Raw genomic sequence first — 26,575 nt, forward strand, 5'->3', positions numbered from 1 at the left:
AATCTCCCCCCTTGCGGGGGAGATGTCCGGCAGGACAGAGGGGGGTGCCTCGCACCGACATCAGTCGCCCATCCTCAACACCTTCGCCCCGCCCAGCCCCAGCGGCAGATGCGTGGCCGCCACGACAATCCCTCCGTCGCGCAGATGCGCCTTCATCAGCCCTGCGAACCTTGCCTCCGAGGCCTTGTCCAGCCCCGCGGTCGGCTCGTCGAGCAGCCAGACCGGCCGGCGGCTCACCAGGAGCTTCGCGATCGAGGCCCGTCGCCTCTGCCCCGTCGACAGATAGCCGAAGGGCAGATGCCCGAGACCGCCGAGCGCCACCGTCTCCAGCGCCTCTTCGACGTCCAGCCCCGGCTCGCCCTGGAAGGCGCGCCAGAAGCCGAGATTCTCCTCGACGCTGAGCGCCGTCTTCATTGCGTTGAGATGGCCGAGATAATGCGAAGCCGAGGCGACCGTCGGGAAGGCCTCGCCGCCATCCTCGAACCGCACCTTTCCTTGCGCGGCCGGCAGCAGGCCGGCGACGATTCTGAGCAGCGTCGATTTGCCCGAGCCGTTCGGACCGGTGACAATGAGCGCCTCGCCCTTGTCCAGCGCGAAGCCGATGTTGGAAAAAACCGTCTCGCCGCCGCGCTCGCCGCCTAGATTTTCGGCGATCAGCCGCATTCTTGCCCGTCCCGAAAGCACCGTTTCGCGGCCGTTTCCGGCTCACGCAAATTCGTCCTTCGACTGTCTAGAACTATTCCAGTAAATTCTCTATATGCGGTTCATCCGTGCCAGCGGTCGGCGCGGGATCAGAATTAGCGCCGAACCAGCGCACGCGCCGCCTTGAACGGCTCGGGTTGCTTGGGAGCGGACAGCGGAAATGGCCGTACCCGCACCTTTGCGCGTGATTGCATGCCAACGGCGTCCGTTCCCTTTCAGGCTGAACAGACAAGGACGGATAGCCGTGACCAAATCCCTCGACAGTTTCAATTGCCGCCGCACCCTGACCGCGGGTGGCGCGGATTATGTTTATTTCGACCTCGTTGAGGCCGAGAAGAACGGCCTCACCGGCATCGCCCAGCTGCCTTATTCGATGAAGGTGCTGCTGGAGAACCTGTTGCGCAACGAGGATGGCCGTTCGGTCACCAGGGAATCGATCCAGGCGGTCGCCGCCTGGCTGACCGACAAGGGCACCGCCGGGGTCGAGATCGCCTATCGCCCGGCCCGCGTGCTGATGCAGGATTTCACCGGCGTTCCGGCGGTGGTCGACCTGGCGGCGATGCGCGATGGCATCAAGGCGCTCGGCGGCGACCCGGAGAAGATCAATCCGCTGGTGCCGGTCGACCTTGTCATCGACCACTCCGTCATCGTCGACGAGTTCGGCACGCCGATGGCCTTCGCCCGCAATGTCGAGCTGGAATATGAGCGCAACGAGGAGCGCTACAAATTCCTGAAATGGGGCCAGCAGGCCTTCCGCAACTTCCGTGTCGTGCCGCCCGGCACCGGCATCTGCCACCAGGTCAACCTCGAATATCTCGGCCAGGTCGTGTGGACCAACGCCGAGGACGGCGAAACCACCGCCTATCCCGACACCTGCGTCGGCACCGATTCGCACACCACCATGATCAACGGCCTTGGCGTTTTGGGCTGGGGCGTCGGCGGCATCGAGGCCGAGGCCGCGATGCTTGGCCAGCCGGTCTCCATGCTCTTGCCGGAAGTCATCGGCTTCCGCCTCACCGGCAAGCTCAAGGAAGGCGTCACCGCCACCGACCTCGTGCTCACCGTCACCCAGATGCTGCGCAAGAAGGGCGTCGTCGGCAAATTCGTCGAGTTCTTCGGCCCCGGCCTCTCCAACATGACGCTGGCCGACCGCGCCACCATCGGCAACATGGCGCCGGAATACGGCGCGACCTGCGGCTTCTTCCCGGTCGACTCGGAAACCATCCGCTACCTGACCATGTCCGGCCGCGAGGAGAACCGCATCGCGCTGGTCGAGGCCTATTCCAAGGCGCAAGGCATGTGGCGCGACGCGGGCTCGGCCGATCCGGTCTTCACCGATCTGCTCGAGCTCGACCTCGGCGACGTCGTGCCGTCGATGGCCGGCCCGAAGCGCCCCGAGGGCCGCGTCGCGCTGCAGGACATCCCCGCCGGCTTCGCCAAGGCGATGGAGACCGAATACAAGAAGGCCGCCGAAATTTCCAAGCGCTACGCCGTCGAAGGCACCGACTACGATCTCGGCCATGGCGACGTCGTCATCGCCGCCATCACCTCCTGCACCAACACTTCGAACCCTAGCGTGCTGATCGGCGCCGGCCTCCTGGCTCGCAACGCCAACCGCCGCGGCCTGAAGCAGAAGCCGTGGGTGAAAACCTCGCTCGCCCCCGGCAGCCAGGTGGTGGCCGAATATCTCGAAAAGTCCGGCCTTCAGAAGGAACTCGACCAGATCGGCTTCAACCTGGTCGGCTTCGGCTGCACCACCTGCATCGGCAATTCCGGCCCGCTGCCGGCGCCGATTTCCAAGACCATCAACGATAAAGGTTTGATTGCCGCCGCGGTGCTTTCCGGCAATCGCAACTTCGAAGGCCGCGTCTCGCCGGACGTGCAGGCGAACTATCTCGCGTCGCCGCCGCTGGTCGTGGCGCACGCGCTGGCCGGCACGGTGACCAGGGACCTCACCACCGAGCCGCTTGGCGAAGGCAGCGACGGCAAGCCGGTCTATCTCAAGGACATCTGGCCGACTTCGGCCGAGATCCAGGAGTTCATCGAGAAGAACGTCACCCGCGAGCTGTTCGCCCGCAAATATGCCGACGTCTTCAAGGGCGACGCCTACTGGCAAAAGGTCAAGGCGCCGGAAGGCCAGACCTATGCCTGGGACGACCACTCGACCTATGTGCAGAACCCGCCCTATTTCGCCGGCATGGGCCGCTCCTTCGGCAAGGTCGGCGACATCAAGGGCGCGCGCGTGCTCGGTCTCTTCGGCGACAAGATCACCACCGACCACATCTCGCCGGCGGGCTCGATCAAGGCTGCATCGCCGGCCGGCAAGTACCTGACCGAGCATGGCGTCGGCGTCGCCGACTTCAACCAGTACGGCACGCGGCGCGGCAACCATGAGGTGATGATGCGCGGCACCTTCGCCAACATCCGCATCCGCAACCACATGCTGGGCGAGAACGGCCGCGAGGGCGGCTACACGATCCACTATCCCTCGAAGGAGGAGATGTCGATCTACGACGCGGCGATGGAATACAAGCAGGAAGGCGTGCCGCTGGTGATCTTCGCCGGCGTCGAATACGGCAACGGCTCGTCGCGCGACTGGGCGGCCAAGGGCACCAACCTGCTCGGCGTGCGCGCTGTCATCGCCCAGTCCTTCGAGCGCATCCACCGCTCCAACCTGGTCGGCATGGGCGTCATCCCCTTCGTCTTCGAGGACGGCACCTCATGGGCCTCGCTCAACCTGAAGGGCGACGAGCTGGTCGAGATCGACGGCCTGGACGCGATCAAGCCGCGCCGGAAGATGGTGGCCAAGGTCACCTATGGCGACGGCACGGTGAAGAACGTGCCGATCATCTGCCGCATCGATACGCTGGATGAGCTCGACTACTTCAAGAACGGCGGCATCCTGCAATACGTGCTGCGCGACCTGGCCGCGTAGCGGCCAGGGAATAGGGCTTAGGCATTAGGCAGTAGGGAAAGGACACCTACTGCCTACTGCCTACTGCCTACTGCCTACTGCCTACTGCCTACTGCCTACTGCCTACTGCCTTACCTGCGGCTTCCCAAACCGCGCCGTCGCCGCCAGCAACACGGCGAGCATCAGCCCGTTGAAGACATGCCAGAGGAAATGCGTGCCGAGCGGGAAGCTGGCGCAGACCAGCGGGTCGATCATGCGGCAGAAGACCGAGACGACGAAGATCGCCGACCCCGCCAGATTGTACCAGCCGGCCCGGTTGCCGGTGGCCGCCACCCACGCTCCGAAGAAGGCGAGCGCGAGGAAGGGCGGCAGGTAGCCCGTGGTGCCGTTCGACGCCTGGCGCAGCCAGTCCGGCACGGCGAAGGCGATCAACCCGGCGACGACATAGAAGGCGACGAAGACCAGGATCGCCTTGCCCCATTCCATGCCGAGGAAACGCCGCAGGTTGAACAGCGTGTAGGCCAGCGTGAAGCCGGCGATCGGCAGGATGTCGGCCCAGATCGTGCCTTTGCTGGCGAAGGTGTGGAAAAGGGTCGAGCCGATGCCGATCGCCACCACCCACCAGGCCAGCACTTCGGCGAAGGCGCCGGTCTTGTATCGCCGCACCTGGTGGACGCCCCATAGTCCCGCCGCAATGAAAGCCAGGTTGGTCAAAGCATTAGCCGGCTCGGCCCAAAGTCCAGGCCCCGTCCGTTCGCAATAGAGATCGACAGGGGTCAGGAGAGTTTGCCACATGGTGAGGATGCTGCTCCCGAATCGAACCACGCCTTGAAATGCAATCGCCTCTCCTATTGCGCCCTTACCTGCGGCTGCAACAGCAAAAATTTCACCGCAACGTGACTTCCCGTTGACTGGCGCTTCTGCCACATATTTTAGCAATCAGAACAAGGCCGGCGTCACCGGCGGGAATTGGAAAAGTCATGGCATTTCGAGGACGATTGCGGCTTGCGGCAGTAGCGCTGGCCCTTACGGCGTTGGGCGGCGTGGCCCTGGCAGCCGAGCCTGAGAAGGCCGCGACCGGCAAGCCTCAAGCCGACAAGCCTTTGGGCGTGGTCGAATTGTTCACCAGCCAGGGCTGCAGTTCCTGCCCACCGGCCGACGAGTTGTTTGCCGAGCTCGCCGGCAAGGACGACATCGTCGCGCTCGCCTACCACGTCAATTACTGGGACTATCTCGGCTGGCAGGACACGCTGAGCACCAAGGAGAACACCGAGCGCCAGTATGACTATATGCGCGCCTTCGGCAGCCGCTCGGTCTACACGCCGCAGGCCGTCATCAACGGCCGCAGCCACGTCAACGGCGCCAGCCGCAAGGACGTCGACGGCGCCTTGGCGCGGATGGACAGGACCGGCGAGGGCATGCGGGTCGCCATCAAGGTTAGCCGCACCAGCGACCGTGTCGTGATCGACGCGGGCGATGCCGGCAACGGCCCGACCGACGCCCATGTGGTGATCGTCTATTTCGATCCGCCGCAGATGGTGAAGATCGGCCAGGGCGAGAACAGCGGCCGAAGCCTGACCTACTGGAACGCCGTTTCCGACATTCAGACCGCCGGCATGTGGCACGGCAAGGCGCAGCGTTACGAATTGCCGATGACCGAGATCGCCAAGAAGGGCGGCTGCGCGGTGCTGCTGCAGTCGGTTGGTCAGGACGGCATGCCCGGCCCGATCCTCGGCGCCGCCTTCATTCGCAAGCCCGACCGGCTTTAGCTCCCGCCTTCTAGCAATTGGCTTCTCGTCCGCTCGCGCGCGGACCGCTTCTTACCACAAGGCAGGGCAATCTTTGGGAGTTCGGATAGCCGGCATGCCTTGATCGGCGTGATTGATCGGCCGAAGACCTGATTGCCACGTGGTTCCCCCAATCCGTCGCTGCTTTGCAGCGCCACCTTTCCCCCCTCCGGAGGGAAAGGAAGGGAGCCTTGCTGGACGAGCGTTGTCGGCAAAAAGCCTGGCGCGCCTTTCCTCTACCCCGTCGATCGGGGGAGAGGTGGCTCGGCGAAGCCGAGACGGAGTGGGGGTCGACCAGCGCAGCATAAGACACTGCATGCGCCAAGCTGCCATTCACGCTATCGCCAAGACCAGCCGCTTGGAAATGTGTGCATGCCGTAGACAAGGGGAGAGGGAAATAAAAAACCGGCGTCAGCTTGCTTCTGACGCCGGTCATTCAGGTTTTGGGATCGTCGCACCTGATTTTTCCAAGGAAAAACCGAGGTTGGTTCGATCCGACGCTGACCCGTGGGCGGGGGGCTTGGGGTTTACGAGCCGGTGCCGGACCGAACCGTCTCAGGCAACGCCGGTAAATTCGTCGGACATTGGGGCATGAGCGCGGATTATTTGTGGCGAGAATGTGGCAGAGCATCACCAATTCCAACATGTGTTTCGCAAACGTGACTGGACGTTTGGGAAACCGCGCGACCATCGGGCCTGCTTAGCCAGGCCTTGCAATTCGACCGCGAAAGCGCGAACCTTGGCCGGCGCATGATTCAATCGAAGGATCGAGGCATGACCGATCACAGCAGCGGGACGGAGGATGGGGAAGCATCCGGAATATTGATCCCGTTGCACGAGGCGCGCAACGCCCGCCTCGACCAGCCGGTGCGATTCGACCGGCGCGAGCTCGACCAGATTCTGAGGCTTTACGGACGCATGGTGGCGGCCAATGAATGGCGCGACTACGCGATCGACCACCTCACTGATCGCGCTGTCTTTTCCGTCTTCCGCCGGGCCAGCGAAGTGCCGCTTTTCCAGATCGTCAAGGACCCCAGGCTGGCACGCCGGCAAGGCGCTTTTGCCGTCATCGCCGCAGGCGGCCGCATCCTGAAGCGCAGCCAGGAACTCGGCCGCGTGCTTGGCGTGTTCGATGCGAAGCTCAAGGTTGTCGAGGCGTAGTCCGGAAAGAGGAAGTGAGGAACTGGAGAAAAGGACTCTGAATACCTTTCTTCAATTGCCCAATTCCCCAGTTCTTCAATTCCCCTTCAGCCTTTCGCGAACTTCCGTTCCGGCAGCGAATTCGGATCGGGCGGCAATTCCGCGCCGCCATTCAGCGAAAGCTGCATGAACACCGTGTCCAGCCAGCGTCCGTGCTTGTAGCCCGATCCTTCCAGGCGACCGGAATGGCGGAAGCCGAGCTTCTCGTGCAGCCGCACCGAGGCGCTGTCCGCGTGGCCGTCGCCGATCACCGCAATGATCTGGCGGAAGCCCGCCGTGCGCGCCGTCTCGATCAGCGCCCGCATCAGCAGGAAGCCGACGCCCTGCCCCTTGGCCTCCGGCGCGACATAGACCGAATCCTCGATGACGAATCGGTAAGCGGGGCGGGGCCGGAACGGCCCGGCATAGGCATAGCCGAGCACGGCGCCGTTCTTCTCGGCCACGAGATACGGAAAGCCGCCGGCCACCAGAGCGTCGAATCGGTCGCCCATTTCGGCGCGGCTGGGCGGCTCCAGCTCGTAGCTCGCCGTGCCATGCGCGACCGCATCGGCATAGATTTCGGTGATTCGGTCGAGGTCGGCCGCGGTGGCGGCCCTGATCGCAACATTGCTCATAATTTGTGCAGGTTCTCTTTCCTGCCTCGATAACAGCAGAGGACTGCGCAAAAAGAAAGGGCGGCCGTTGGGCCGCCCTTCGCAAAGTCTATGGTCCACTGAGACCGGGTAACCGCCTTTAGAGCAATTCCAGGAAAACTGTGCGCGGTTTCCCGTCCGGAATTGCGTCAAACAAGGAGATAGAGGGTTCGCCGTTTCCGTGAAACGGCGAACTGCTCTAGCGGCGGTCGCCCATGAACTGCAGCAGGAACATGAACAGGTTGATGAAGTCGAGATAGAGGCGCAGCGCGCCCATGATCGCCTTGCGGCCGGCGACGTCGGCGACGTCACCTTCGAAATACATCTCCTTGATCTTCTGCGTGTCGTAGGCGGTGAGGCCGGCGAACACCAGCACGCCGATCGCCGAGATGGCGAAGCCAAGCGCCGACGACTGCAGGAAGATGTTGATCAGCATCGCGATCAGCAGGCCGATCACGCCCATGATCAGGAACGAGCCGAACGCCGACAGGTCGCGCCTGGTCGTGTAGCCGTAGAGCGACAGGCCGCCGAAGGCCGCGGCCGTGGCGAAGAAGGTCTGGGTGATGCTGGTGCCAGTGTAGACGAGGAAGATCGTCGACAGCGACAAGCCGACAAGGCCGGCATAGACCCAGAACGTGGCCTGCGCCGCGCCCACGCTCATCGACTGGATACGGAACGACAGGAACATCACGGCGGCGAGCGGCGCCAGGATGACGACCCAGCGGAACGCGCTTGCATAGATGAGCTGGCCGAAGGCGGTCAGCTGACCGTCGCCGGTGACGGCGAGCTGGAAGGCGCCCCAGGCGGCAAGGCCGGTGATCAAAAGGCCAAGCCCCATGAGGTTGTAGACCTTGATCATATAGGCGCGCAGGCCCTGATCGATATCGACGCGCGCGCCGGGGGCGGCGGACGTCTGGTAGTTGCGAATGGGATCAGCCATTGGAAATCCTCTGTTGCTTCTGCCCCGTCCGGTGACAGGTCCGCTCGGAGCGGTCCCCGGGACCAGGCGCCGCTGGCGGAGCTCCAGCATGCCTAGCGCGAAATATGATGGTTCTTGACGTCAAGAACAAGACGGTAACGGGCCGTAACGCTTTGTGAGAAGGCAAAAGGCCGGTTTTCGGGTCTTCCGGGCGGCATTCTTACAAAGATTTAACCGGGCGGGCGGCTCTCGGCCCTCCGTCAGAGGTTGCGCAGCACCGGCGCTGCCCTGTGGCCAAGCACCCGCCAGGTGCCGGCAAGGCCGATTCCGACGGTGACCGCCAGCGAAACCAGGATCGTCGCCACCGCGACCTCCGGCATGAAATGCGACGGCAGCGTCATGATATGCGCGACCACGAACCAGGCGGCGATGCCGCCGGCGGCAAGCGCGAACAGCGCCGTCGCGAGGCCGATCAGCATATATTCCAGGGAGAAGGCGGTAATCAGCGTCCGCCGCGTCGCGCCGAGCGTCTTCAGCACCACCGCGTCGTGGATGCGCGCCCGGTTGCCGGCGGCAAGCGCGCCGGAGAGCACCAGCACCGAGGCGATCAGCGCCACGCCGGCGGCGGCGCGGATCGCCGTGCCCAATTGCGCGACCAGCCGGTTGACGATGTCGAGCGCGTCCTTGACGCGAACCGTCGTCACCGCCGGAAAGGCGCGGGTGACGGCGTTGAGCAGTCTTGCGTCGTCGGCCGTGCTGGCTTGTTTGTCGGTCAGCGTCGCCAGCCAGCCATGCGGCGCCCCAGCAAAGGTGTTGGGCGAGAAATCCATGACGAAATTGATGCCCATCGTCTCCCATTGCACCTGGCGGAAATTGGCTATTTTCGCGGTGACGTTGCGTCCCAGCACATTGACAGTCACGGTGTCGCCGAGCTTCAGCCCGATCGCCTTGCCTTCCTCGGCCGAGAACGACACCAGCGGCTCCCCGGAATAGTCCTGCGGCCACCACGCACCTTCGGTCAGCGTCGCGTTCTCCGGCTGTTTCGCGTCATAGGTCAGGCCGCGGTCGCCGCGCAGCACCCAGGCGCCGTCGGCCGGGATCTTCACCTTGTCGACGTCGACGCCGTTGAGCGCCATGATACGGCCGCGCAGCATCGGCACCTTGACCAGTGTTCCCCGAGGCGACTCCTTGCCGACGAGGCTGGCGAAGGCGTCGACGTCGCTGCTCTGGATATCGACGAAGAAGAAGTTCGGCGCCCGCTCCGGCAGGCTGCCGGAGATCTGCCGCCTGAGATTCCCGTCGATCAGCGCCAGCGTCACCAGCAGCGTCAGCCCGAGGCCAAGCGACAGCACCACCGAGGGCGTCAGCGCGCCCGGACGGTGGATGTTGCCGAGCGCCAGCCGCAACGAAACGGAACGCACGCGCGGGCTCTTTTTTGCCGCCCACTGCACCAGCATCGCCACCAGCCGCAGCACCAGGAAGGCAAAGACCGTGGCGCCGACGAAGATCGAGGCGATGCGGTAGTCGTTGGCCGAGAGGATCGCCAGCGCCGCCAGCGCGACGACGATCGCCAGGGCAGCGCCCGTATAGGGCAGGCGCGGCAGGCCGCGGCTCTCGAATCCCATTTCGCGGAACAGCGCCGTCGCCGGCACGTCGCGGGCGCGGCCGAGCGGCAGCAGCGCGAAGGCCAGCGTCACCAGAAGGCCGAACAGTGCGGCCATGGCAAGCGCGCCAGGATAGAAGCCGCCTTGCGCGGGCACCGGGATGACCGACTGCAGGAGCGCGCTCGCCACGAACGGCATCGCGGCACCCAGGATCAGCCCGAGCACGATGCCGAGGCCCGCGATCAACAGGATCTGCACCAGATAGACGGTGAAGACGAAACCACCCGAGGCGCCGAGGCTCTTGAAGGTGGCGATGACGCCACGCTTGCCGTCGAGATAAGCGCGCACGGCATTCGCCACGCCGACGCCGCCGACCACCAGCGCCGTCAGCCCGACGAGCGTCAGGAACTGCGAGAAGCGCTCGATGTTGGCGGAGAGCGCGGGTGCGGCGTTGCTGCGCGTGCGGATCGACCAGCCGGCCTGCGGGAAATCCTTCGCGGCCTCGGCCTGGATGTCCTTGATCCGGGCCTCGGACGCGCCGTCGGGCAACCTCACCTTATAGGCGTTTTCGACCAGGCTGCCGGGCTGCACCAGACCGGATGCGGCAAGGCCCTCGCGCGAAATCATCAGCCGTGGCGCGAAACCGAAACCGTCCGACACCGCATCCGGCTCACTGACCAGCCTGGCCCGCAACTCGAAAATGGCGCCGCCGAGCTTCAGCCTGTCGCCGATGTGAACATTGAGCCGGTCGAACAACAGGTCGGGCGCGGCGGCACCGAACACGCCGGACCTTTCGCCGAACAATTGGTCCTTCGGCAGCGCCGGATCCGTCTCCAGCGCGCCGTAGAGCGGATAGGCGTCGTCGACGGCCTTTGCCTCGACCAGCGCCTGGTCGGAGCCGTCCTCCAGCCGCGCCATCGAGCGCATGCCGGAAGTCAGTGAGACCGTGCCGAGGCCTTTGATGAAGCCGAGCTCGGCGTCCGAAGCGCTGCGCTGGTTGACCTGGAAGCGCAAATCGCCGCCAAGCAGCGTCTGGCCCTGATTGGCGACGCCGGCGGAAATCGCCTGCGCCACCGAATTGACGCCGCCGATCGCCGCGACGCCCAGCGCGATGCAGGCAAGGAAGATCATGAAGCCGGACAGGCCGCCGCGCATCTCGCGCAGCGAGAAGCGGATGGCGAGCTTCAATGTCCGCATCAGGCGGGAACCTTCACGGCTTTCGGCGCGTCCTCGATCCGCCCCGAGCGCATCGAGACCTGCCGCGCGCAACGCGCGGCAAGCGCCGGGTCGTGCGTCACCAGCACCAGCGTCATGCCGCGTTCCGCCGCCTTGGCGAACAGAAGATCGGCGATCTGCTTTCCCGTCGCCTGGTCGAGATTGCCGGTCGGCTCGTCGGCGATGAGGATGCGCGGCGACGGCGCCAGCGCCCGGGCGATCGCCACCCGCTGCTGCTCGCCGCCGGAGAGCTCGCCCGGATAGTGCGTCATGCGGTCGCTCAGGCCGACGGCGGCGAGATCGCGCGCGGCGACGCCGAACGGGTCGGCATGGCCGGCAAGCTCGAGCGGCACCGCGACGTTCTCGAGCGCCGTCATGTTGGGAATGAGATGGAAGGACTGAAAGACGATGCCAATGTTTCGTCCACGAAACGATGCGATCTGGTCCTCGCTTTTGCCGTTGAGCAGCTCACCGGCGATCTGGACCGTACCCGAATCGACCCGTTCCAGGCCGGCAAGAACCATCAGCAGGGTTGATTTGCCCGAGCCCGACGGTCCAACGATGCCGGTGGCTTCACCGGCCGCCACGTCGAGGCTGACGCCCTTCAGCACATGGACGGAGGACGCGCCCTCGCCGAGCGTCAGCGATACGTCCCTCAGCGCGATGACGGCTTCTGTCACAATGAAAGTGCCCTATATGTGGAAAAGGGAGACGGCCCGTGTCTCTTTCCTTGGGTTGTTTCGGTCATATGGGGCTCGCCGCATGGCATTCAAACACCGTTTTGCCGCAGCCCTCATCCTTTTCCTCGCCGTTTGCGGCGCCATTACGCCGGCGCGCGCCGCCACCTTCACCATCGTCGGCTTCGGCGACAGCCTGATGGCAGGCTTCGGCCTTGGCCCAGGCCAGGGTTTCACCGACAGGCTGCAGGCGGCGCTGAAGGCTAAGGGCCTCGACATCACCGTCGCCAATGCCGGCGTCTCCGGCGACACATCGAGCGGCGGGCTGGCGCGGCTCGACTGGTCGGTGCCGGACGGCACGAGCCTCGTCATCCTCGAACTCGGCGCCAACGACATGCTGCGCGGCGTCGCTCCCGGCATCGCCGAGAAGAACCTCGACGCCATGCTGGCAAAGCTGAAGCAGCGCAACGTCCCGGTGCTGCTCGCCGGCATGCGCGCCGCGCCCAATCTCGGCGCCGACTACCAGAAGACCTTCGACGCCATCTACCCGAAGCTTGCCGCCAAATATGCCGTTCCGCTCTATCCGTTCTTTCTCGAAGGCGTCGCCGGCCACCCCGACCTGCAGCTGGAGGACGGCCTGCACCCCAATCCGAACGGCGTCGACGTGATCGTCGAGCGCATCCTGCCCACCGTCGAGAGGTCGATCGCCGACAATGGCGGCCCGTCGTGAGTCCAAAACGCCACGGTTTCCGCTGGGGAAACTTTGTGGACAACAAAGCTCTTGCCCCGCGCTTGTATCGATGATTCGCTAGGGACGAGAGTTTCGATTCGAGGACAGGAGGCTTCACATGCCACGTCTTTTCACCGCCCTCGAAATTCCGCGTGATGCCGCCCTCTCTTTGTCCCTGCTCCGGGGCGGGTTGCCGGGAGCGCGCTGGATCGACGTCGAAAACTACCATCTGACGCTGCGCTTCATCGGCGATGTCGAAGGCCATGTCGCCGACGAGATCGCCAACGCCCTCGACCGGGTCGACCGCCCCTCTTTTCAAATGACGCTCTCCGGCGTCGGCGCCTTCGGCGGCAAGAAGCCGCATGCGGTGTGGGCCGGCGTGTCGGCTTCGCCCGACCTGGCGGCGCTGCAGGGCGAGATCGACCGCATCTGCCAGCGGCTCGGCCTGCCGGCCGACCCGCGCAAATTCTCGCCGCATGTGACGCTGGCGCGCCTGCGCAATGGGAGCCCGCTCGATGTCGCGCAATATCTTTCGGCGCGCGGCAATTTCGCGGCGCTGCCCTTCCGCGTCGGCCGCTTCGTCCTGATGTCGTCGCGCGATTCGGTCGGCGGCGGCCCCTACATCGTCGAAGAAGCCTGGCCGCTGGTCGGCGAAGCGCTGGCCTCGAGCCGCTTCGCCAGCGCCTCAGATGCCTCGCGGATCATGCGATAGACCGAAGCGAAGGCCTCGGCGCCGTCGTAATAGGGATCCGGCACGTCCGCGGTCTTTCCCGTCGCGAAATCCAGATAGAGATGGACCCGGTCGCGCGCGGTCGCTGGCGCCAGAGCCTTGAGGTCGCGCACATTCGCCTTGTCCATGCCGAGGATCAGGTCGAAGCGCGAAAAATCCTCCGCCAGCACCTTGCGCGCCCTCTGCCCTGAAATGTCGACGCCATGCTTTGCCGCCACCGCGACAGAGCGTGGATCGGGCGCGGAGCCGACCTCCCAGCCGCTGGTCGCGGCCGAATCGAGCACGATGCGCCTGGCCAGTTCGCGCTCGGCCAGCACGCTGTGGAAAACGCCCTCGGCAAGCGGTGACCGGCAGATGTTGCCGAGGCAGACGAACAGAATGGATTTTAAGGGCTTTTCGCGCATCGATCCGGCAGGTTTAAATCTTTGCTTTCATGCATGTCGTCACCCCAAAACCGCCGCGCACTTTTGGGCGACATGCATTATGGTGCAGGCCATTTTCGAATAGCACAGGGACCACACATGAACAGGGAAAAACTGACCAAGGACGCGATCGCCACGGCTCTGGCCGAGCTCGGCGGCTGGTCGCTCGCCGCCGACGGCGCTTCCATCAAACGCAGCTTCGTCTTCAAGAATTTCTCCGAAGCCTTCGCCTTTATGACGCGCGTGGCGCTGGCGGCCGAAAAGATGGACCATCACCCGGACTGGTCGAATGTCTACAAGACTGTCGACGTGACGCTGAACACGCATGACGCAGGCGGCGTGACGGCGCTGGATATCGAGTTGGCAAAGCGGATGAACCGATATTTCGGCTGAGTCGAAAAGACTCGCCTTTCTTCGTCATTCCAGGGCGAAGCAAGGAGCGAAGCCCGTGGATGACGATGGGAGGGATGCCTCGGCCAATCGCAGAAACTAGGCGATCGCCAGCCAGGTCACCGCTGGCCAGCATCCCTTTCCGATTTTCCGGCCAAGCAACCGCCCAAACTCTTGTAGCAGTCCCCCGCTTTCACCACATCTTTCGCGGCGGGTTGGCACGCATGGGTTGCGAGCGGCCGCCAAGGAGCGACTGATGACGCAAGGTACCGGTTTCGATTTCTTCGGCTTCGGCGACAAGCTTGCCGGGGAGGGCGAGGTCCGCGAGAAATTCTGGCGCACCGCCAGGAAGGCGGCGCGGCAGATTCCGTTCATGGACGAGGTGGTCGCCGCCTACTATTGCGCCATGGACAAGGACACGCCGATGCGGGCCAAGGCAATCCTGCTCGGCGCGCTGGGCTATTTCGTCCTGCCGTTCGACTTCATTCCCGATTTCGTCGTCGGCCTCGGCTTCACCGACGACCTTGCCGTGCTGACCGCCGCGATCACCGCCGTCAGCGCCCATATCACGCCTGCCCACAGGCAGGCCGCCAGGGACGCGCTGGCGGACAAGAACTGATCTCGCCTCGCCTCACGCCCGTAAATCAGCGCGTGCGAAAAGACAAACTCTTGCCGTTTTCGTGGCATCCAACTCCGCGCCGGGACGTCGCGCCGGCCTCAATCCACAGTGGCGGCGCGGATGGTGGCGGTTTCCTGGGGTGAGTTCCTTTTCTTCGAGGACAATTCACCGTTTGGTAACCCTGATTAAATCAAAATGAAGCGACGGCAGGACGCCACGCGGCCCGCCTCCGCACCATTTGGAATACGGGAAGAACGATGCGCGGATTGATTGCTATAGTTTCCAGCCTGGTCCTGGTGGCCTCGGCAGTGCCGGTGTTGGCGCAACAGGCGACCAAGATCGGCCAGCACAATGCCTGGGGCACCTACAGCTATCAGTCGGCCGCCGGCAAGGTCTGCTATGTGCTGACCGTGCCCACCGACAAGCAGCCGGCGACGCTCGACCATGGCGACATGTTCTTCTTCGTCAGCCAGCGGCCCGGACAGCAGGTCTCCTACGAGCCGCAGTTCATCGCCGGCTACAACTTCCAGGAAGGCTCGAAGGCCACCGTCACCATCGACAAGAAATCCTTCTCGATGTTCACCCGCGGCAAGTCGGCCTGGGTCGAGAACGCCGCCGAAGAGCCGGTGCTGATCGCAGCCATGAAGACCGGCTCCGACATGAAGGTGCAGGCCAAGTCCGGCCGCGGCAACCCCACCTCCTACGTCTTCTCGCTCAAGGGCATCTCGGCCGCGCTGTCCTCGATCGCCAAGTGCAAATAGGCAAGAGCCACAAACCGCCAAAACGACGAATGAACTGACGCAAGGCCGGCCATCAGGTCCGGCCTTTTCCCTTCAGCTTGCCTTGTATCCGCGCCGGTTCGTCTCGGCGGGCGGCGTCGGCGAGGCACGGCCGGGAATTCATACCCGCGGCCAATCGCCCGGAAAAATTTCGCGGTCGACGGAATAGTTTCCCGCCGAGCCCGGTAGATAGCGCAAAGAGGGAGAACACGTTTTGACGCGGCCCGTCATTTTCAGGGCCGCGCCGGAAACAGGGAGCGGCGGCAAGCACTGGGGATGAGTGTCTTTCAGGGCTTGCAGTCGGGAGGAGCACGCTCCCAGCCGGCCCAGCGGTTGCCTGTCCCCCTGTCCCTGACCGCTGGGCCGCTTTTCACGCCGGCTTTGGCTGGACAGCGCAGTAAGGTAGGCCCGGCTTGCGCCAACACGGGCATGAGACGGGCGGCATGAGATGGGATGAAAGCGAAGTTCGACGTCATACCGCACCTGGAGGATCTGTGGCGTTACGGCAGAGTGCTCACCGGCAATGATTCCGACGCCGATGACCTTGTACAGGAATCTCTCGCCCGTGCGTTGTCGATGGCCGGCAGCTACGATCCCTCCCGGCCGCTGCTTCCCTGGCTGATCAGGATTGTCCGCAATACCTTCTTCACCGGTGCCAGTCAGGCCGATGCCGACAGGCGGCGCCTTGCGTCCATCGCCGACATGTCGGATGCCGCCTCGCCGCCGCCGCAGGAGCACAGCGCCGAACTTTCCAACGTCGGCAGGGCCCTCGCCCGGATGCCGACCGACCAGGCCGAAATACTGCACCTGGTCGGCGTGCTGGGTTTTACCTATTCCGAGGCGGCCGAACTTCTGGGCGTGCCGACGGGAACCGTGATGTCCCGTCTCAGCCGGGCTCGCGCTGCCTTGAAGCACAACATGGAAAATATGGATGACGGAGCTTCCCGTCATCTGAAGATCATTGGAGGGCGTGATGTGGCCCGATAGTCGCGTTTCCGAGCAGGATATCGGCCGCTTGCTGGATGGCGAGCTGTCGCCGTCGCAGCGATCCGAGCTGCAGGCCCGGCTTGCCCGCGAGCCGGAACTGGCAGCGGAGGTCTTTGCCCACGCGCAACGCATGGATGCGCTGCGCGATTCCCAACCAAGGCGATTGTTTCCGCCCGGCGCGACCGTCGACAAGGCGAGACAGCTGGAACAGGCGCTTCGCCGCAGGCGGATGTTCGCGATGCTCCGACTTCAGGTCGCCGCCGTCGCGCTAATCGCGATCGGATGGTCGGCCAACTCGCTGACAGTGCCGCTTCGCCAGGGCGGCAAGACGGCGGATGAAACCTTCATCCTGGCCGCGCGGGATGCGCTGCGCGTCGCGCAACTCAATGCCGGTCCCGAAAAGGGCGTCGAGCTCAAACAGGACAAGATCCAGCGGCTGGTTGGCGCCGTCAACGTCAGCATGCCGACGCTGCCCTCGGCATGGGTGGTCAAGGATGTCCAGGTGCAGCCCTGGAACGGACAGCAGAGCCTGGTCGTGACGGCCGATACACCAAGCGTCGGGCGCATCACACTTGTGGCGGCTCCGATGAACGGCGAGGACGCCGTTCCCCCGACGCCTGCCACCGACGGCCGCGTGCCGACGGTTTACTGGCAGTCTGGGGGTACCGCCTATGCGCTGATGGGGTCCGCCGCGCCGGATCGGCTCGAAGTGGAAGCAAAGCAGATCGAGGTCGCCACGCGCCGGAGCGTTGCGCCCAAGACAAGAGGCTGATCGCGGCCGCCGGCTGCCGGACAAGGGAGACAGAATGCACGCGAAGCTGGAATTCACGATCCGCCGATGCCGCATGCCGTCGGATAAGTCCGCGCGATGAAACTCCTGCCGTTCGAAAGGAGATACTATCCGTCCACCTGTCCCGTTTGCGCCGGAGCGGCCCTGGAAGCCGAGGTCATGCTCCGCAAGGTGGAGTTCCAGTGTGCCGCCTGCGGGCCATTCGAGATCACCTCCGCTGCTCGCACCGCGATGAAGGGCCTGTCGCAGGAGCACCGCCGATTGTGGCTGTCGCAAGCGCGGCTGCCGAATTCGACCGTCCCCCTGATTGCCTGCGCGAACGAGATGCTTTCGCAGGTTACCGGCTCCCCAGGTGACCCGGGAAGGTGACCCGGGAAGCGCTGCGCGCGGGCGCTTCCCGACGGCCCGGCATCTCGGCTTGGGGGTCGCCGGGCCGTTTTCGCGCAAGAAGAGATGAGCACGGCTTCATCGACCAGGGACTTATTTGCGATGCGCAGATTGGAAGACTACGAGGAAATCGCACTGATCGGTTATCCTTGCGATGGAGAATACATCGCCGTGATGGCGAATGGCGGGCAGCGGAACTGGCTGCTCGGCGGCGAGCTCTGCGAATGGAACGGCGCCATCCTCGCCGATCAAGCCGCTGCTTTGCTCCGATATTATCCGCGGGGGTCGCGCCTCGTCCTCGTTACGATCAAAGGTGACAACCTCGTTGCGATCCGGGACTGCGACACCGCCACGGCCCCGGCAGAGTCGCAGGCGACTGCGAATGCAAAACCGGGCGAAGGGCAAGCCGGTCCGGCCGAGGACGCGCGGCTCGCCGATTTTCGCGCCGCGGCGATGCTACGCGATTCCGCGTCCATGTCGTTCGACCCGGCCACCGAAATTGCGCTGTCGACGATCGCGGCGCGCATGAAGCTCGGACGCATGGAATTAATCCGTGTCGCGCTTCGCGAGTGGCTGGCGATGCGTGCAGCCATGCGCTTCCCTCCAGACGAAGGCGCGCCATATGGCTCACAGGCGCCGGACGGTTTCGGCTGACCGCATCGCGCTTCGAGTTACCGCCGAGTAGCCATGCCCCAGGAATCGCCCGCCGACAGGTCCGCTCTCGATCTCTATGAGCCGATCGATGTCCTGAAACCCGTCGCTCCCGATCTGTGGATCGTGGATGGACCACGGATCGGCTTCGGCGTCGGACCGTTTGAATTTCCTTTCACCACCCGCATGACGGTCGTGCGGCTTCGCAGTGGCGACCTGATCCTGCATTCGCCCGTCGCGCTTGCGCCCGCGCTCCGGTCCGCGGTCGAGCTTCTGGGGCCAGTCCGCTTCCTGGTCGCGCCGAACTCCCTTCACTACTGGTGGCTGCCCGATTGGAAGGTCGCCATGCCTAGGGCGGAGGTTTTGGCCGTGCGCGGCCTGCGGGAACGGGCAAAGCGTCCTATCGCCGTGGACCGGCTGCTGGTGGGGCGCGCCTCGCCCTGGCCCGCTGAGATCGACCTTTTGGTCGTGCGCGGCGACGTCCTCACCGAGGCCGTGCTGTTCCATCGCGCATCGCAAACGCTGATCCTCACCGACCTGATAGAGAACTTCGAGCCAGGCCGGATTCATAGCTGGTTTCTGCGATTGCTCGTCAGGCTCGCCGGCGCGATCGATCCGGACGGCAAGGCGCCGATCGACATGCGGCTGAGCTTCTTTCGCCGTCGTCGGGCCTTGCGGGCGGCGGTTCACCAGATGCTCGCTTGGCAGCCGGAGCGCGTCATAATCGCGCATGGCCGATGGTATGACAAAGACGGCGCCGCCGAACTCAGGCGCGCGTTCCGTTGGGTTTTGTGACGACGACCCACCTTCGAAGCGCTACGCCTTGACTGCTTCGCTTGTCTCCGCGCGCCGCCGCCGGATCGCCTCGGCGATGAAGACGCGCGACAGCGCATGATAGAGCGGCTCGTGCGAGATCAGCCGCGCCGTGCCGTAGCCCAGCACCGCCGCGCACATCAGCGCGATCACATTGTCGTGGTTGCCGGTCATTTCGAGGATGATGACGAAGGCCGTCATCGGTGCCTGCACGACGCCGGCGAAATAGCCGGCCATGCCGAGCAGCGCCGCGGTTCCCGTGGCCGCGCCGAAGACGAGGCCGAGCGTGCTGCCCAGCCCGGCGCCCACCGCCAGGGACGGCGCGAAGATGCCGCCCGGTATCCCCGACACCATCGACAGCAGGCCGGCCGCGAATTTCTCGACGAAGAAGAAGGCCGGCAGCGGCGTGCCTTCGATCGCGCCGCGCGCCTGCGTGTAGCCGGTGCCGAAGGTCAAACCGCCCGAGGTGATGCCGATCGCGGCCACGGCCAGGCCGCAGACAGCCGCCACGACCAGCGTGCGCGGCAGCGGCTGCAGCGCGTTCCAGCGCCGGATGCGGCGCATGACCTTCAGCGCCGAGAGCGAGAACAGCGCGCCGACACCGCCGCCGATGATGCCGCAAGCCAGCACCAGCGGCCAGTCGGCGGCGAAGGCGACCGTGTCCTTGGCGACGCCGAAATAGGTGTAGTTGCCGATGAGCCCGAGCGAGGCAAGGCCGGCTAGGATAACCGCCGTCAGCACCAGCCCGTTGGTGCGCGATTCATAGGCGCGGCCCATCTCCTCGATGGCGAAGACGATGCCGGCAAGCGGCGTGTTGAAGGCCGCCGCGATGCCGGCGGCCGAACCGGCAAGGATCAGGCCGCGCGCCTGCGCCATGCCGCCCCAGCGCGCCGCCTGCAGCATCAGCGAAGCGCCGACTTGCACCGTCGGGCCTTCGCGGCCGATCGAGGCGCCGCAGGCGAGCCCGACGATCGTGAGCGCGATCTTGCCCGCCGCCAAACGCAGCGACAGGATGTGGCTGCGGTCGTCCTCGTCGCGCAGATGCCGCGCCGCGATCGCCTGCGGAATGCCGCTGCCTTGCGATCCCGGGAAGAAGGAATGCGCCAGCCAGGCGCAAAGGACGAAACCGAGCGGCGTCACGACCAGCGGCAGATAGAAGCGCCAGCCACCGTCATTGCCCGTCATGAGATGGAACAGGGTTTGCGCGCGGTCGGCGAGCAATGCGAACAGGACGCTGATCAGGCCGATCGAGATGGCGCCGGCCCAGAAGACCAGACGCGGCTGCCAGACGCGCCGCGACACCCACATCGCCTGTGAGCGCCGCAGCATACGATTCTTTCGGGATATGCCGGCCATGTCCGCCCTCGTGATGGAATTCAGCCCTAGCACAGGCTGAGGGTCGATCAAGACCGCGCAGGCGTAATCGTGCATGCGCTCAAGATTGTCCCGCCGGCTCCGATGCCGGCGGGAATGTCAGGCGGGCAAGGTGGATCTCACATCGCCATTTTTTCACATTCGGCCTGGGCCTTCTTGGTCGACGTATCGATCATGTAGGCTTTGCCCTTGGCGTCGGTGATCATCATCATGCAATGCTTGATGGGCTTGGCCATCTTCATCATATCGGCGCTCATCTTGGCGTCCGGCATCATGGTGCCCATGTGACCGTCCGGCATGATCGCGGTGACCTGCCCGCCCTTCATCATCGTCATGGCGCCCATCGTGTCCTCGGCAAAGGCCTGCGAGGCGCAAAGACCGGCGAGGCCGGCAACGAGTGCGAACTTGATCGAGTGCATCTGAACAACTCCCATTGTTGAGGGGCATGGTCGCCCCTTTCAGGTTCGCGGATGCGCTTCGATTGGTTACGCCAACACGAATATGTGATCGATTTTCAGCCGACCATGGCGGGAGCCGGCCCCGCTCCGCCCTGGCACAGGCGGCAGGGCTCAAAATTTGTTGACCCCTGTGCCAGTCGAAATCGCTATCGCTTCGCATCGATCGGGACATAAAGCAGTCGGGTGCGGTGGGAAGGCCAGGCCGGCTGGGCCGCACGACATCGACGCCGGCTCGATCGTGGATGGCCCAAAGGCGGGCCACCGCTTCCTGCACGACGGAACTGGCGGACAATTGGAACAGCATCTCTTTGCGACCGAGCGCGACCCGCGTCTCAAGCTGATCATCCCGGCAATCGTCGCCATCGCCTTCCTGATGGAGCAGCTCGATTCCACCATCCTCACCACCGCTATCCCGGCCATCGCGCAGAGCCTCGACACCACCCCGGTCCGGCTCAACCTGGCGATCACCACCTACATCCTGACGCTGGCGGTGTTCATTCCGGTCAGCGGCTGGTTCGCCGACCGGTTCGGCGCCCGCAAGATCTTCGCCCTGGCGCTCTTCACCTTCACCCTTGGCTCGGTCCTGTGCGGCGTGGCCGACAGCGTCGGCATGCTCCTGGCGATGCGCGCGCTGCAGGGGCTGGGCGGCGCCATGATGACGCCGGTCGGGCGGCTGATCCTGTTGCGCTCCTTTCCGCGCAGCGGGCTGATCACGGCCATGACCTACATGACCTTGCCGGCGATCGTCGGTCCCGTTATCGGGCCGCTGCTCGGCGGCCTCTTGACCACCTATGCGTCCTGGCGCTGGATCTTCTACGTCAACGTGCCGTTCGGCCTCATCGGCATCTTCGCCGCCTTGCGCTTCGTCGACGATTTCCACGGCGAGGAGGCGCAGCCTTTCGACTTCGCCGGCTTCCTCATGGTGGGGGCCGGCGCCGCGCTGCTGCAGTTCGGCCTGGAGAATATCGGCAGGCCGATCATTTCCTCGCTGGCGACCATGCTGGTGCTGGCCGCGTCGGTCCTGCTCCTGCTCGCCTTCGGCCGCTATGCCCGCCGCGTCGCGGCGCCCGCGGTCGATCTCACGCTGTTCCGCTTCCGCTCCTTCTGGGTCGGCACGCTGGCCGGGGGGCTGTGCCGCATCGGCCTCAACGGCGCGCCGTTCCTTTTGCCGCTGATGCTGCAGGTCGGCTTCGACATGAGCCCGGTCACGTCCGGCTCGCTGACCTTCGTCGGCAGCTTCGGCGCGCTTCTAATGCGGCCGCTGCTGTCGTTCTTCCTGCGGCGCTTCGGCTTCAAGGCCGTGCTGAGCGGCAGCGCGGTGGTCGGCTCTGTTGCCGTGGCGGGCTTTGCCCTGCTCGATGCCGACACCCCGCATTGGCTGATCGGCCTCTATGTCTTTTTCTTCGGCATCGTGCGTTCGGCGCAGTTCATGTCGTCCAACACGCTGTCCTATGCCGACCTGCCGGCGGAGAAGCTCAGCCGCGCCACCAGCCTCGGCGGCGTCCTGCAGCAGCTCAGCGTTTCGCTCGGCGTCTCGATCGCCGCCATGGTGCTCGGCCTCGTCTCCGGCCAGGCGCACGCGCCGACGGCGGACCAGTTCCATTGGGCGTTCCTGCTGACGGCGGTGATCCCGCTGCTTCCCATACCGGGTTTCTTCTTCCTGCATCCGGAAGACGGCCAGCAGGTCAGCGGCCATCGCCGCAAGGCGGAAGCCGACGCCTGAACCTGCGGGGCGCATGACTCCGCCGCCGAGCTGTGCTATGCGCCGCGCTTCCATCTGAGGCCGATGCTGAAATCAGCCGCAAATCGCTTATATTGGCGCCACCATGACCGTTTCGCTTGATCTTACCGCCGAAGGCGCTCGTGACGCCTTGCGCCGTGCAACACCGACCGAGAAGCCGTCGCTGATCGGCCTGACCCGCGCCGAGCTCGGTGAAGCTCTCATCAATGCCGGCATCGTGCCGGAGCGCCAGGCCAAGATGCGCGCCCAGCAGCTCTGGCACTGGATGTATGTGCGCGGCGTTTCCGACTTCGCGCATATGTTCAACATCTCCAAGGACCTGCGCGCCGAGATCGACAAGCATTTCACCGTCGCGCGGCCGGAAATCGTCGAGGAGCAGATCTCTTCCGACGGCACGCGCAAATGGCTGTTCCGCTTTCCGCCGCGCGGCGCCGGCCGTCCCGTCGAGATCGAGACCGTCTACATTCCCGAGGAAGGCCGCGGCACGCTCTGCATTTCCTCGCAGGTCGGCTGCACGCTGACCTGCTCCTTCTGCCACACCGGCACGCAGAAGCTGGTGCGCAACCTCACCGCCGAGGAGATCCTGGCGCAGCTGCTCACCGCGCGCGATCGCCTCGGCGACTTCCCCGACCGCGACACGCCGGACGGCGCCATCGTGCCGGCCGAGGGCCGCAAGGTTTCCAACATCGTCATGATGGGCATGGGCGAGCCGCTCTATAATTTCGAGGCGGTGAAGAAGGCGCTGCTGATCGCCTCCGACGGCGACGGCCTGTCGCTGTCGAAGCGGCGCATCACGCTGTCGACCTCGGGCGTGGTGCCGGAGATCGCCCGCACCGGCGAGGAGATCGGCGTCATGTTGGCGATCTCGCTGCACGCCACCAATGACGACCTGCGCGACCTGCTCGTGCCGATCAATAAGAAGTTCCCGCTGAAAGACCTGATCGCCGCCTGCAAGGCCTATCCGGGCCTTTCCAACGCCAAGCGCATCACCTTCGAATATGTGATGCTGAAGGACGTCAACGATTCCCTCGACGACGCCAAGGCGCTTGTGAAGCTGCTCAAGGGCATTCCGGCCAAGATCAACCTGATCCCGTTCAATCCCTGGCCCGGCACCAACTATCAGTGCTCGGACTGGGAGACGATCGAGAAGTTCGCCGACTACATCAACAATGCCGGCTATGCCTCGCCGATCCGCACCCCGCGCGGCCGCGACATCCTCGCCGCCTGCGGCCAGCTCAAGTCGGAGTCGGAGCGCATGCGCAAGGTCGACCGGCTGGCGCTCGAAGCCATGATGATCGCGGGACACGGCGAGGCGTGAGGCGCATCATCGCCTACCTCATCCGCTTTGCCGCCATCCTGGTCGGCTATGTCGTCGCCTCGCTGGCGGCGAGCGCCTTCCTCCACGTCCTGGTCCTGGCGCATCTGGGCTACACCCCGGCCGATCCGGAGCCGACGGCCACCGCCTCGCTCTATTTCTCGGTGCCTTTCGTGGCGCTGTTCGTCGCTTATTTCGCCTTCATGCCGGCGGTGGTCGTCATTTTGATCGCCGAGGTGCTCGACCGCCGCGACTGGCTGTTCTACGCGCTCGGCGGCGCCGTCATCGCCATCGTCTTTCTCGGCTTCGTGCACAATGTCGGCGATGCGAATTTCGATGTCACCGAGACCAACGCCAGGCTGGCCGTGATCGGCACCGGCATGGTCGGCGGCATCTTCTACTGGCTCTCCGCCGGTCGCTGGGCCGGAAGCTGGCGTCGCGCGCCCTTGCTCGACGCGCAGCCGTGAACCCTACTTCGCCTGCGCGGTCAGGATCTTGAGCGCGAAGGCCGAGAACACGCCAGCGAACAGATAGTCGACCACGCGCGTGACGCGCGGGCTTGCCTTCATCGCCGCCGAGAACTTTTCCGCCGCCAGCACCATCGGCACCGTCACCGGGATCGACAGCACGATGAACATCATGCCGAGGAAGAACAGCTTTCCGGACGCGTTCGGATCGTGCGCGGAGACGAATTGCGGCAGGAAGGTCATGAAGAACAGGATGATCTTGGGGTTGAGCAGGTTGACGCCGAGCCCGGCCGCCCAGCTGCGGAACAGGGAGACTTGCGGTCCGGTCCTCTTCTCCGGCGAGAAGGCCGAACCCTTCGTCACTGCCTGCCAGGCCAGGAACACCAGATAGCCGGCGCCAAAAATCTTCAGGACGAAGAAGGCCATCGGCGAGGCGACGATCAGCGCCGAGATGCCGACCACCACCAGCGTGGTGTGGATCAGCGTGCCGGTGAGCGCGCCCGCCATCGAGGCAAAGCCGGTGGCGCGGCCTTGGCTCAGCGTGCGCGAGACGAACAGCGTCATGTCCGGCCCCGGCGTGATCGCCAGGATGACGGTGGCGATGGCGAACTGGATGAGCGTCGAAGTGTCGGGAATAAAGGACATGCGCGCGGCCCTGGGAGAGATCGCGCAGCCTATAACGCGACCATTTTTGCTCCGCCAGCGTCTGCCCGGGCAAACATCTGGCCCAGCCTGCGCTGGAGCCAGGCCTCTGTTCGTCTCTTGCGCCGCCCGGAAAGGCCGTGATACCTCGCCCCGCGAAGCTCTTTTCCCGCGGAACCGCCAAAAATGTCCAAGATCAAGAACGTCAAGAAAGTCGTGCTCGCCTATTCCGGCGGCCTCGACACCTCCATCATCCTGAAATGGCTGCAGACCGAGCTCGGCGCCGAAGTCGTCACCTTCACCGCCGATCTCGGCCAGGGCGGCGAGCTGGAGCCGGCCCGTAAGAAGGCCGAGATGATGGGCATCAAGGACATCCGCATCGTCGATGTGCGCGAGGAATTCGTCGCCGACTTCGTCTTCCCGATGTTCCGCGCCAACACCGTCTATGAAGGCACCTACCTGCTCGGCACCTCGATCGCCCGGCCGCTGATCTCCAAGCACTTGGTCGAGATCGCGAAAGAGACTGGCGCCGACGCCATCGCCCATGGCGCCACCGGCAAGGGCAACGACCAGGTCCGCTTCGAGCTGTCGGCCTATGCGCTCAACCCCGACATCAAGGTCATCGCGCCCTGGCGCGACTGGACGTTCAAGTCGCGCACCGATCTGATCAACTTCGCCGAGCAGCACCAGATTCCGGTCGCGAAGGACAAGCGCGGCGAAGCGCCCTTCTCGGTCGACGCCAACCTTTTGCACTCCTCTTCCGAGGGCAAGGTGCTGGAGGATCCGTGGAGCGAGCCGCCGGAATTCGTGCATCAGCGCACCGTTTCGCCGATGGACGCGCCCGATGCCGTCACCGAGATCGAGATCGAATTCCTCAAGGGCGACCCGATCGCGCTCAACGGCAAGAAACTGTCGCCGGCCACCATGCTGGCGGCGCTCAACGACCTCGGCCGCGACAACGGCATCGGTCGCCTCGATCTGGTCGAGAACCGCTTCGTCGGCATGAAGTCGCGCGGCGTCTACGAGACGCCCGGCGGCACCATCCTGATCGCCGCCCATCGCGCCATCGAATCGATCACGCTCGACCGCGGCGCCGCCCACCTCAAGGACGAGTTCATGCCGCGCTACGCCGAACTCATCTACAACGGCTTCTGGTTCTCGCCCGAGCGCCTCATGCTGCAGGCGATGATCGACAAGAGCCAGGAAGACGTCGAAGGCACGGTGCGGCTGAAGCTCTATAAGGGCAATGTCATGGTCACCGGCCGCAAGTCGAAAAAGACGCTTTATTCCGATGCGCTGGTCACCTTCGAGGACGACCGCGGCGCCTACGACCAGAAGGACGCCGAGGGATTCATTCGGCTCAATGGGTTGAGGTTACGGACGCTGGCGGCGAGAAGCCGTCGCTGAAGCTGCTAATCTCCCCCCTTGCGGGGGAGATGCCCGGCAGGGCAGAGGGGGGTGTGAAGGATCGCTGCCTCTCTGATTTGCAGCTGGGCGCCAGCGTGAAAATGGTGAGGATTGCCGGACAGGCTGGAGGGACAGCACCCCCCTCTGTCCTGCCGGACATCTCCCCCGCAAGGGGGGAGATTGGCCATCATCCCGGCTTTCGCCAATCTCCAAGTCCAACAAA

General features: G+C 64.8%; 27 protein-coding genes. 17 read left to right on the plus strand and 10 right to left on the minus strand.

Annotated features, from left to right (window positions below):
• Nucleotides 1-60 precede the first annotated feature (60 nt).
• Nucleotides 61-663: a heme ABC exporter ATP-binding protein CcmA gene (gene ccmA, locus FJW07_RS18130; protein WP_140857974.1), complete on the minus strand. Its 603-nt coding sequence runs from the start codon at nt 661-663 to the stop codon at nt 61-63.
• Nucleotides 664-946: 283 nt separating this feature from the next.
• Here ccmA and acnA point away from each other — a divergent pair, with 283 nt between their 5' ends.
• The gene (gene acnA / locus FJW07_RS18135; RefSeq protein ID WP_140857976.1) at nt 947-3,637 is read left to right on the plus strand and encodes an aconitate hydratase AcnA; all 2,691 of its coding nucleotides are present in this window, start codon (nt 947-949) and stop codon (nt 3,635-3,637) included.
• 102 nt (nt 3,638-3,739) lie between these two features.
• Here the strand turns inward: acnA and FJW07_RS18140 are convergent, their stop codons facing one another.
• Nucleotides 3,740-4,411, minus strand: a complete 672-nt coding sequence (locus tag FJW07_RS18140) for a ceramidase domain-containing protein (protein ID WP_140857978.1) — start codon at nt 4,409-4,411, stop codon at nt 3,740-3,742.
• Between the two features lie 185 nt (nt 4,412-4,596).
• Here FJW07_RS18140 and FJW07_RS18145 point away from each other — a divergent pair, with 185 nt between their 5' ends.
• Entirely contained in the window at nt 4,597-5,385 is a 789-nt protein-coding gene (locus FJW07_RS18145) for a thioredoxin family protein (protein ID WP_140857980.1), read from the plus strand.
• Between the two features lie 792 nt (nt 5,386-6,177).
• Nucleotides 6,178-6,564: a DUF2794 domain-containing protein gene (locus FJW07_RS18150; RefSeq protein ID WP_140658621.1), complete on the plus strand. Its 387-nt coding sequence runs from the start codon at nt 6,178-6,180 to the stop codon at nt 6,562-6,564.
• Between the two features lie 86 nt (nt 6,565-6,650).
• Here the strand turns inward: FJW07_RS18150 and FJW07_RS18155 are convergent, their stop codons facing one another.
• The 4 genes from FJW07_RS18155 to FJW07_RS18170 all read right to left on the minus strand — a co-directional run bounded on the left by FJW07_RS18155 (nt 6,651) and on the right by FJW07_RS18170 (nt 11,653).
• The gene (locus FJW07_RS18155) at nt 6,651-7,217 is read right to left on the minus strand and encodes a GNAT family N-acetyltransferase (RefSeq protein ID WP_140857982.1); all 567 of its coding nucleotides are present in this window, start codon (nt 7,215-7,217) and stop codon (nt 6,651-6,653) included.
• A gap of 217 nt (nt 7,218-7,434) precedes the next feature.
• Complete coding sequence (locus FJW07_RS18160; RefSeq protein ID WP_140647847.1) at nt 7,435-8,175, minus strand: Bax inhibitor-1/YccA family protein; 741 nt, start codon at nt 8,173-8,175, stop codon at nt 7,435-7,437.
• Nucleotides 8,176-8,414: 239 nt separating this feature from the next.
• Complete coding sequence (locus FJW07_RS18165) at nt 8,415-10,955, minus strand: ABC transporter permease (protein WP_140857983.1); 2,541 nt, start codon at nt 10,953-10,955, stop codon at nt 8,415-8,417.
• Nucleotides 10,955-11,653 carry an ABC transporter ATP-binding protein gene (locus tag FJW07_RS18170; protein WP_140857985.1) on the minus strand — a complete coding sequence of 233 codons (699 nt, stop codon included), beginning with the start codon at nt 11,651-11,653 and terminating at the stop codon, nt 10,955-10,957. The genes FJW07_RS18165 and FJW07_RS18170 overlap by 1 nt, the downstream gene beginning before the upstream one ends.
• Before the next feature lie 82 nt (nt 11,654-11,735).
• On the opposite strand from FJW07_RS18170, the gene FJW07_RS18175 reads away from it, so the two are divergent.
• Nucleotides 11,736-12,380, plus strand: coding sequence for an arylesterase (locus tag FJW07_RS18175; RefSeq protein ID WP_140857987.1), 645 nt, complete (start codon nt 11,736-11,738; stop codon nt 12,378-12,380).
• A 118-nt stretch (nt 12,381-12,498) separates the two neighbouring features.
• Complete coding sequence (gene thpR / locus FJW07_RS18180; RefSeq protein WP_140647851.1) at nt 12,499-13,092, plus strand: RNA 2',3'-cyclic phosphodiesterase; 594 nt, start codon at nt 12,499-12,501, stop codon at nt 13,090-13,092.
• Here the strand turns inward: thpR and FJW07_RS18185 are convergent.
• Complete coding sequence (locus FJW07_RS18185) at nt 12,999-13,514, minus strand: low molecular weight protein-tyrosine-phosphatase (protein ID WP_140857989.1); 516 nt, start codon at nt 13,512-13,514, stop codon at nt 12,999-13,001. The genes thpR and FJW07_RS18185 overlap by 94 nt on opposite strands.
• Nucleotides 13,515-13,631: 117 nt before the next feature.
• On the opposite strand from FJW07_RS18185, the gene FJW07_RS18190 reads away from it, so the two are divergent.
• The 8 genes from FJW07_RS18190 (at nt 13,632) to FJW07_RS18225 (ending at nt 18,930) form a co-directional block, all read left to right on the plus strand.
• Nucleotides 13,632-13,925: a 4a-hydroxytetrahydrobiopterin dehydratase gene (locus FJW07_RS18190; protein WP_140857991.1), complete on the plus strand. Its 294-nt coding sequence runs from the start codon at nt 13,632-13,634 to the stop codon at nt 13,923-13,925.
• A gap of 253 nt (nt 13,926-14,178) precedes the next feature.
• Nucleotides 14,179-14,541: a YkvA family protein gene (locus tag FJW07_RS18195; protein ID WP_140647854.1), complete on the plus strand. Its 363-nt coding sequence runs from the start codon at nt 14,179-14,181 to the stop codon at nt 14,539-14,541.
• 257 nt (nt 14,542-14,798) lie between these two features.
• Nucleotides 14,799-15,302, plus strand: a complete 504-nt coding sequence (locus FJW07_RS18200) for an invasion associated locus B family protein (RefSeq protein WP_140658627.1) — start codon at nt 14,799-14,801, stop codon at nt 15,300-15,302.
• A 471-nt stretch (nt 15,303-15,773) separates the two neighbouring features.
• Nucleotides 15,774-16,307 (plus strand): sigma-70 family RNA polymerase sigma factor, encoded by a 534-nt coding sequence (locus FJW07_RS18205; RefSeq protein ID WP_140658628.1) that lies wholly within the window; start codon nt 15,774-15,776, stop codon nt 16,305-16,307.
• Nucleotides 16,294-17,079: a hypothetical protein gene (locus tag FJW07_RS18210; protein ID WP_140857993.1), complete on the plus strand. Its 786-nt coding sequence runs from the start codon at nt 16,294-16,296 to the stop codon at nt 17,077-17,079. Before FJW07_RS18205 ends, FJW07_RS18210 begins: the two co-directional genes overlap by 14 nt.
• A 96-nt stretch (nt 17,080-17,175) precedes the next feature.
• Nucleotides 17,176-17,466, plus strand: coding sequence for a hypothetical protein (locus FJW07_RS18215; protein WP_140857995.1), 291 nt, complete (start codon nt 17,176-17,178; stop codon nt 17,464-17,466).
• A gap of 129 nt (nt 17,467-17,595) precedes the next feature.
• Nucleotides 17,596-18,138: a hypothetical protein gene (locus FJW07_RS18220; protein ID WP_140647859.1), complete on the plus strand. Its 543-nt coding sequence runs from the start codon at nt 17,596-17,598 to the stop codon at nt 18,136-18,138.
• 183 nt (nt 18,139-18,321) lie between these two features.
• Complete coding sequence (locus FJW07_RS18225) at nt 18,322-18,930, plus strand: DUF4336 domain-containing protein (protein WP_246680797.1); 609 nt, start codon at nt 18,322-18,324, stop codon at nt 18,928-18,930.
• A 21-nt stretch (nt 18,931-18,951) separates the two neighbouring features.
• Here the strand turns inward: FJW07_RS18225 and FJW07_RS18230 are convergent, their stop codons facing one another.
• Nucleotides 18,952-20,304, minus strand: coding sequence for a chloride channel protein (locus tag FJW07_RS18230; protein ID WP_140857997.1), 1,353 nt, complete (start codon nt 20,302-20,304; stop codon nt 18,952-18,954).
• A 137-nt stretch (nt 20,305-20,441) separates the two neighbouring features.
• Nucleotides 20,442-20,741, minus strand: coding sequence for a hypothetical protein (locus FJW07_RS18235; RefSeq protein WP_140647862.1), 300 nt, complete (start codon nt 20,739-20,741; stop codon nt 20,442-20,444).
• Between the two features lie 331 nt (nt 20,742-21,072).
• On the opposite strand from FJW07_RS18235, the gene FJW07_RS18240 reads away from it, so the two are divergent.
• The 3 genes from FJW07_RS18240 to FJW07_RS18250 all read left to right on the plus strand — a co-directional run bounded on the left by FJW07_RS18240 (nt 21,073) and on the right by FJW07_RS18250 (nt 24,303).
• The gene (locus FJW07_RS18240) at nt 21,073-22,503 is read left to right on the plus strand and encodes a DHA2 family efflux MFS transporter permease subunit (RefSeq protein ID WP_140857999.1); all 1,431 of its coding nucleotides are present in this window, start codon (nt 21,073-21,075) and stop codon (nt 22,501-22,503) included.
• Between the two features lie 103 nt (nt 22,504-22,606).
• A complete protein-coding gene (gene rlmN, locus FJW07_RS18245; RefSeq protein ID WP_140858000.1) occupies nt 22,607-23,839 on the plus strand; it encodes a 23S rRNA (adenine(2503)-C(2))-methyltransferase RlmN in 1,233 nt (410 codons plus the stop codon).
• Nucleotides 23,836-24,303 (plus strand): hypothetical protein, encoded by a 468-nt coding sequence (locus tag FJW07_RS18250; protein ID WP_140858002.1) that lies wholly within the window; start codon nt 23,836-23,838, stop codon nt 24,301-24,303. Before rlmN ends, FJW07_RS18250 begins: the two co-directional genes overlap by 4 nt.
• Nucleotides 24,304-24,306: 3 nt before the next feature.
• On the opposite strand, the gene FJW07_RS18255 is transcribed toward FJW07_RS18250, so the two are convergent.
• Nucleotides 24,307-24,948, minus strand: a complete 642-nt coding sequence (locus FJW07_RS18255) for a LysE family translocator (RefSeq protein WP_140647866.1) — start codon at nt 24,946-24,948, stop codon at nt 24,307-24,309.
• A 183-nt stretch (nt 24,949-25,131) separates the two neighbouring features.
• Between FJW07_RS18255 and FJW07_RS18260 the strand changes: the two genes are divergently transcribed.
• The gene (locus tag FJW07_RS18260) at nt 25,132-26,352 is read left to right on the plus strand and encodes an argininosuccinate synthase (protein ID WP_140858004.1); all 1,221 of its coding nucleotides are present in this window, start codon (nt 25,132-25,134) and stop codon (nt 26,350-26,352) included.
• Nucleotides 26,353-26,575: the final 223 nt, after the last annotated feature.

The sequence above is a fragment of the Mesorhizobium sp. B3-1-9 genome (assembly GCF_006439595.1).
In the GTDB taxonomy this organism is placed as follows: Bacteria; Pseudomonadota; Alphaproteobacteria; order Rhizobiales; family Rhizobiaceae; genus Mesorhizobium.

Excerpts from the sequence above, each read along its gene's own strand:
- ccmA (WP_140857974.1), bottom strand. The coding sequence starts at position 663 with ATGCGGCTGATCGCCGAAAATCTAGGCGGCGAGCGCGGCGGCGAGACG.
- FJW07_RS18140 (WP_140857978.1), bottom strand. The coding sequence starts at position 4,411 with ATGTGGCAAACTCTCCTGACCCCTGTCGATCTCTATTGCGAACGGACG.
- FJW07_RS18145 (WP_140857980.1), top strand. The coding sequence starts at position 4,597 with ATGGCATTTCGAGGACGATTGCGGCTTGCGGCAGTAGCGCTGGCCCTT.
- FJW07_RS18150 (WP_140658621.1), top strand. The coding sequence starts at position 6,178 with ATGACCGATCACAGCAGCGGGACGGAGGATGGGGAAGCATCCGGAATA.
- FJW07_RS18155 (WP_140857982.1), bottom strand. The coding sequence starts at position 7,217 with ATGAGCAATGTTGCGATCAGGGCCGCCACCGCGGCCGACCTCGACCGA.
- FJW07_RS18160 (WP_140647847.1), bottom strand. The coding sequence starts at position 8,175 with ATGGCTGATCCCATTCGCAACTACCAGACGTCCGCCGCCCCCGGCGCG.
- FJW07_RS18165 (WP_140857983.1), bottom strand. The coding sequence starts at position 10,955 with ATGCGGACATTGAAGCTCGCCATCCGCTTCTCGCTGCGCGAGATGCGC.
- FJW07_RS18175 (WP_140857987.1), top strand. The coding sequence starts at position 11,736 with ATGGCATTCAAACACCGTTTTGCCGCAGCCCTCATCCTTTTCCTCGCC.
- thpR (WP_140647851.1), top strand. The coding sequence starts at position 12,499 with ATGCCACGTCTTTTCACCGCCCTCGAAATTCCGCGTGATGCCGCCCTC.
- FJW07_RS18185 (WP_140857989.1), bottom strand. The coding sequence starts at position 13,514 with ATGCGCGAAAAGCCCTTAAAATCCATTCTGTTCGTCTGCCTCGGCAAC.
- FJW07_RS18190 (WP_140857991.1), top strand. The coding sequence starts at position 13,632 with ATGAACAGGGAAAAACTGACCAAGGACGCGATCGCCACGGCTCTGGCC.
- FJW07_RS18195 (WP_140647854.1), top strand. The coding sequence starts at position 14,179 with ATGACGCAAGGTACCGGTTTCGATTTCTTCGGCTTCGGCGACAAGCTT.
- FJW07_RS18200 (WP_140658627.1), top strand. The coding sequence starts at position 14,799 with ATGCGCGGATTGATTGCTATAGTTTCCAGCCTGGTCCTGGTGGCCTCG.
- FJW07_RS18205 (WP_140658628.1), top strand. The coding sequence starts at position 15,774 with ATGAAAGCGAAGTTCGACGTCATACCGCACCTGGAGGATCTGTGGCGT.
- FJW07_RS18210 (WP_140857993.1), top strand. The coding sequence starts at position 16,294 with ATGTGGCCCGATAGTCGCGTTTCCGAGCAGGATATCGGCCGCTTGCTG.
- FJW07_RS18215 (WP_140857995.1), top strand. The coding sequence starts at position 17,176 with ATGAAACTCCTGCCGTTCGAAAGGAGATACTATCCGTCCACCTGTCCC.
- FJW07_RS18225 (WP_246680797.1), top strand. The coding sequence starts at position 18,322 with ATGACGGTCGTGCGGCTTCGCAGTGGCGACCTGATCCTGCATTCGCCC.
- FJW07_RS18230 (WP_140857997.1), bottom strand. The coding sequence starts at position 20,304 with ATGGCCGGCATATCCCGAAAGAATCGTATGCTGCGGCGCTCACAGGCG.
- FJW07_RS18235 (WP_140647862.1), bottom strand. The coding sequence starts at position 20,741 with ATGCACTCGATCAAGTTCGCACTCGTTGCCGGCCTCGCCGGTCTTTGC.
- rlmN (WP_140858000.1), top strand. The coding sequence starts at position 22,607 with ATGACCGTTTCGCTTGATCTTACCGCCGAAGGCGCTCGTGACGCCTTG.
- FJW07_RS18255 (WP_140647866.1), bottom strand. The coding sequence starts at position 24,948 with ATGTCCTTTATTCCCGACACTTCGACGCTCATCCAGTTCGCCATCGCC.
- FJW07_RS18260 (WP_140858004.1), top strand. The coding sequence starts at position 25,132 with ATGTCCAAGATCAAGAACGTCAAGAAAGTCGTGCTCGCCTATTCCGGC.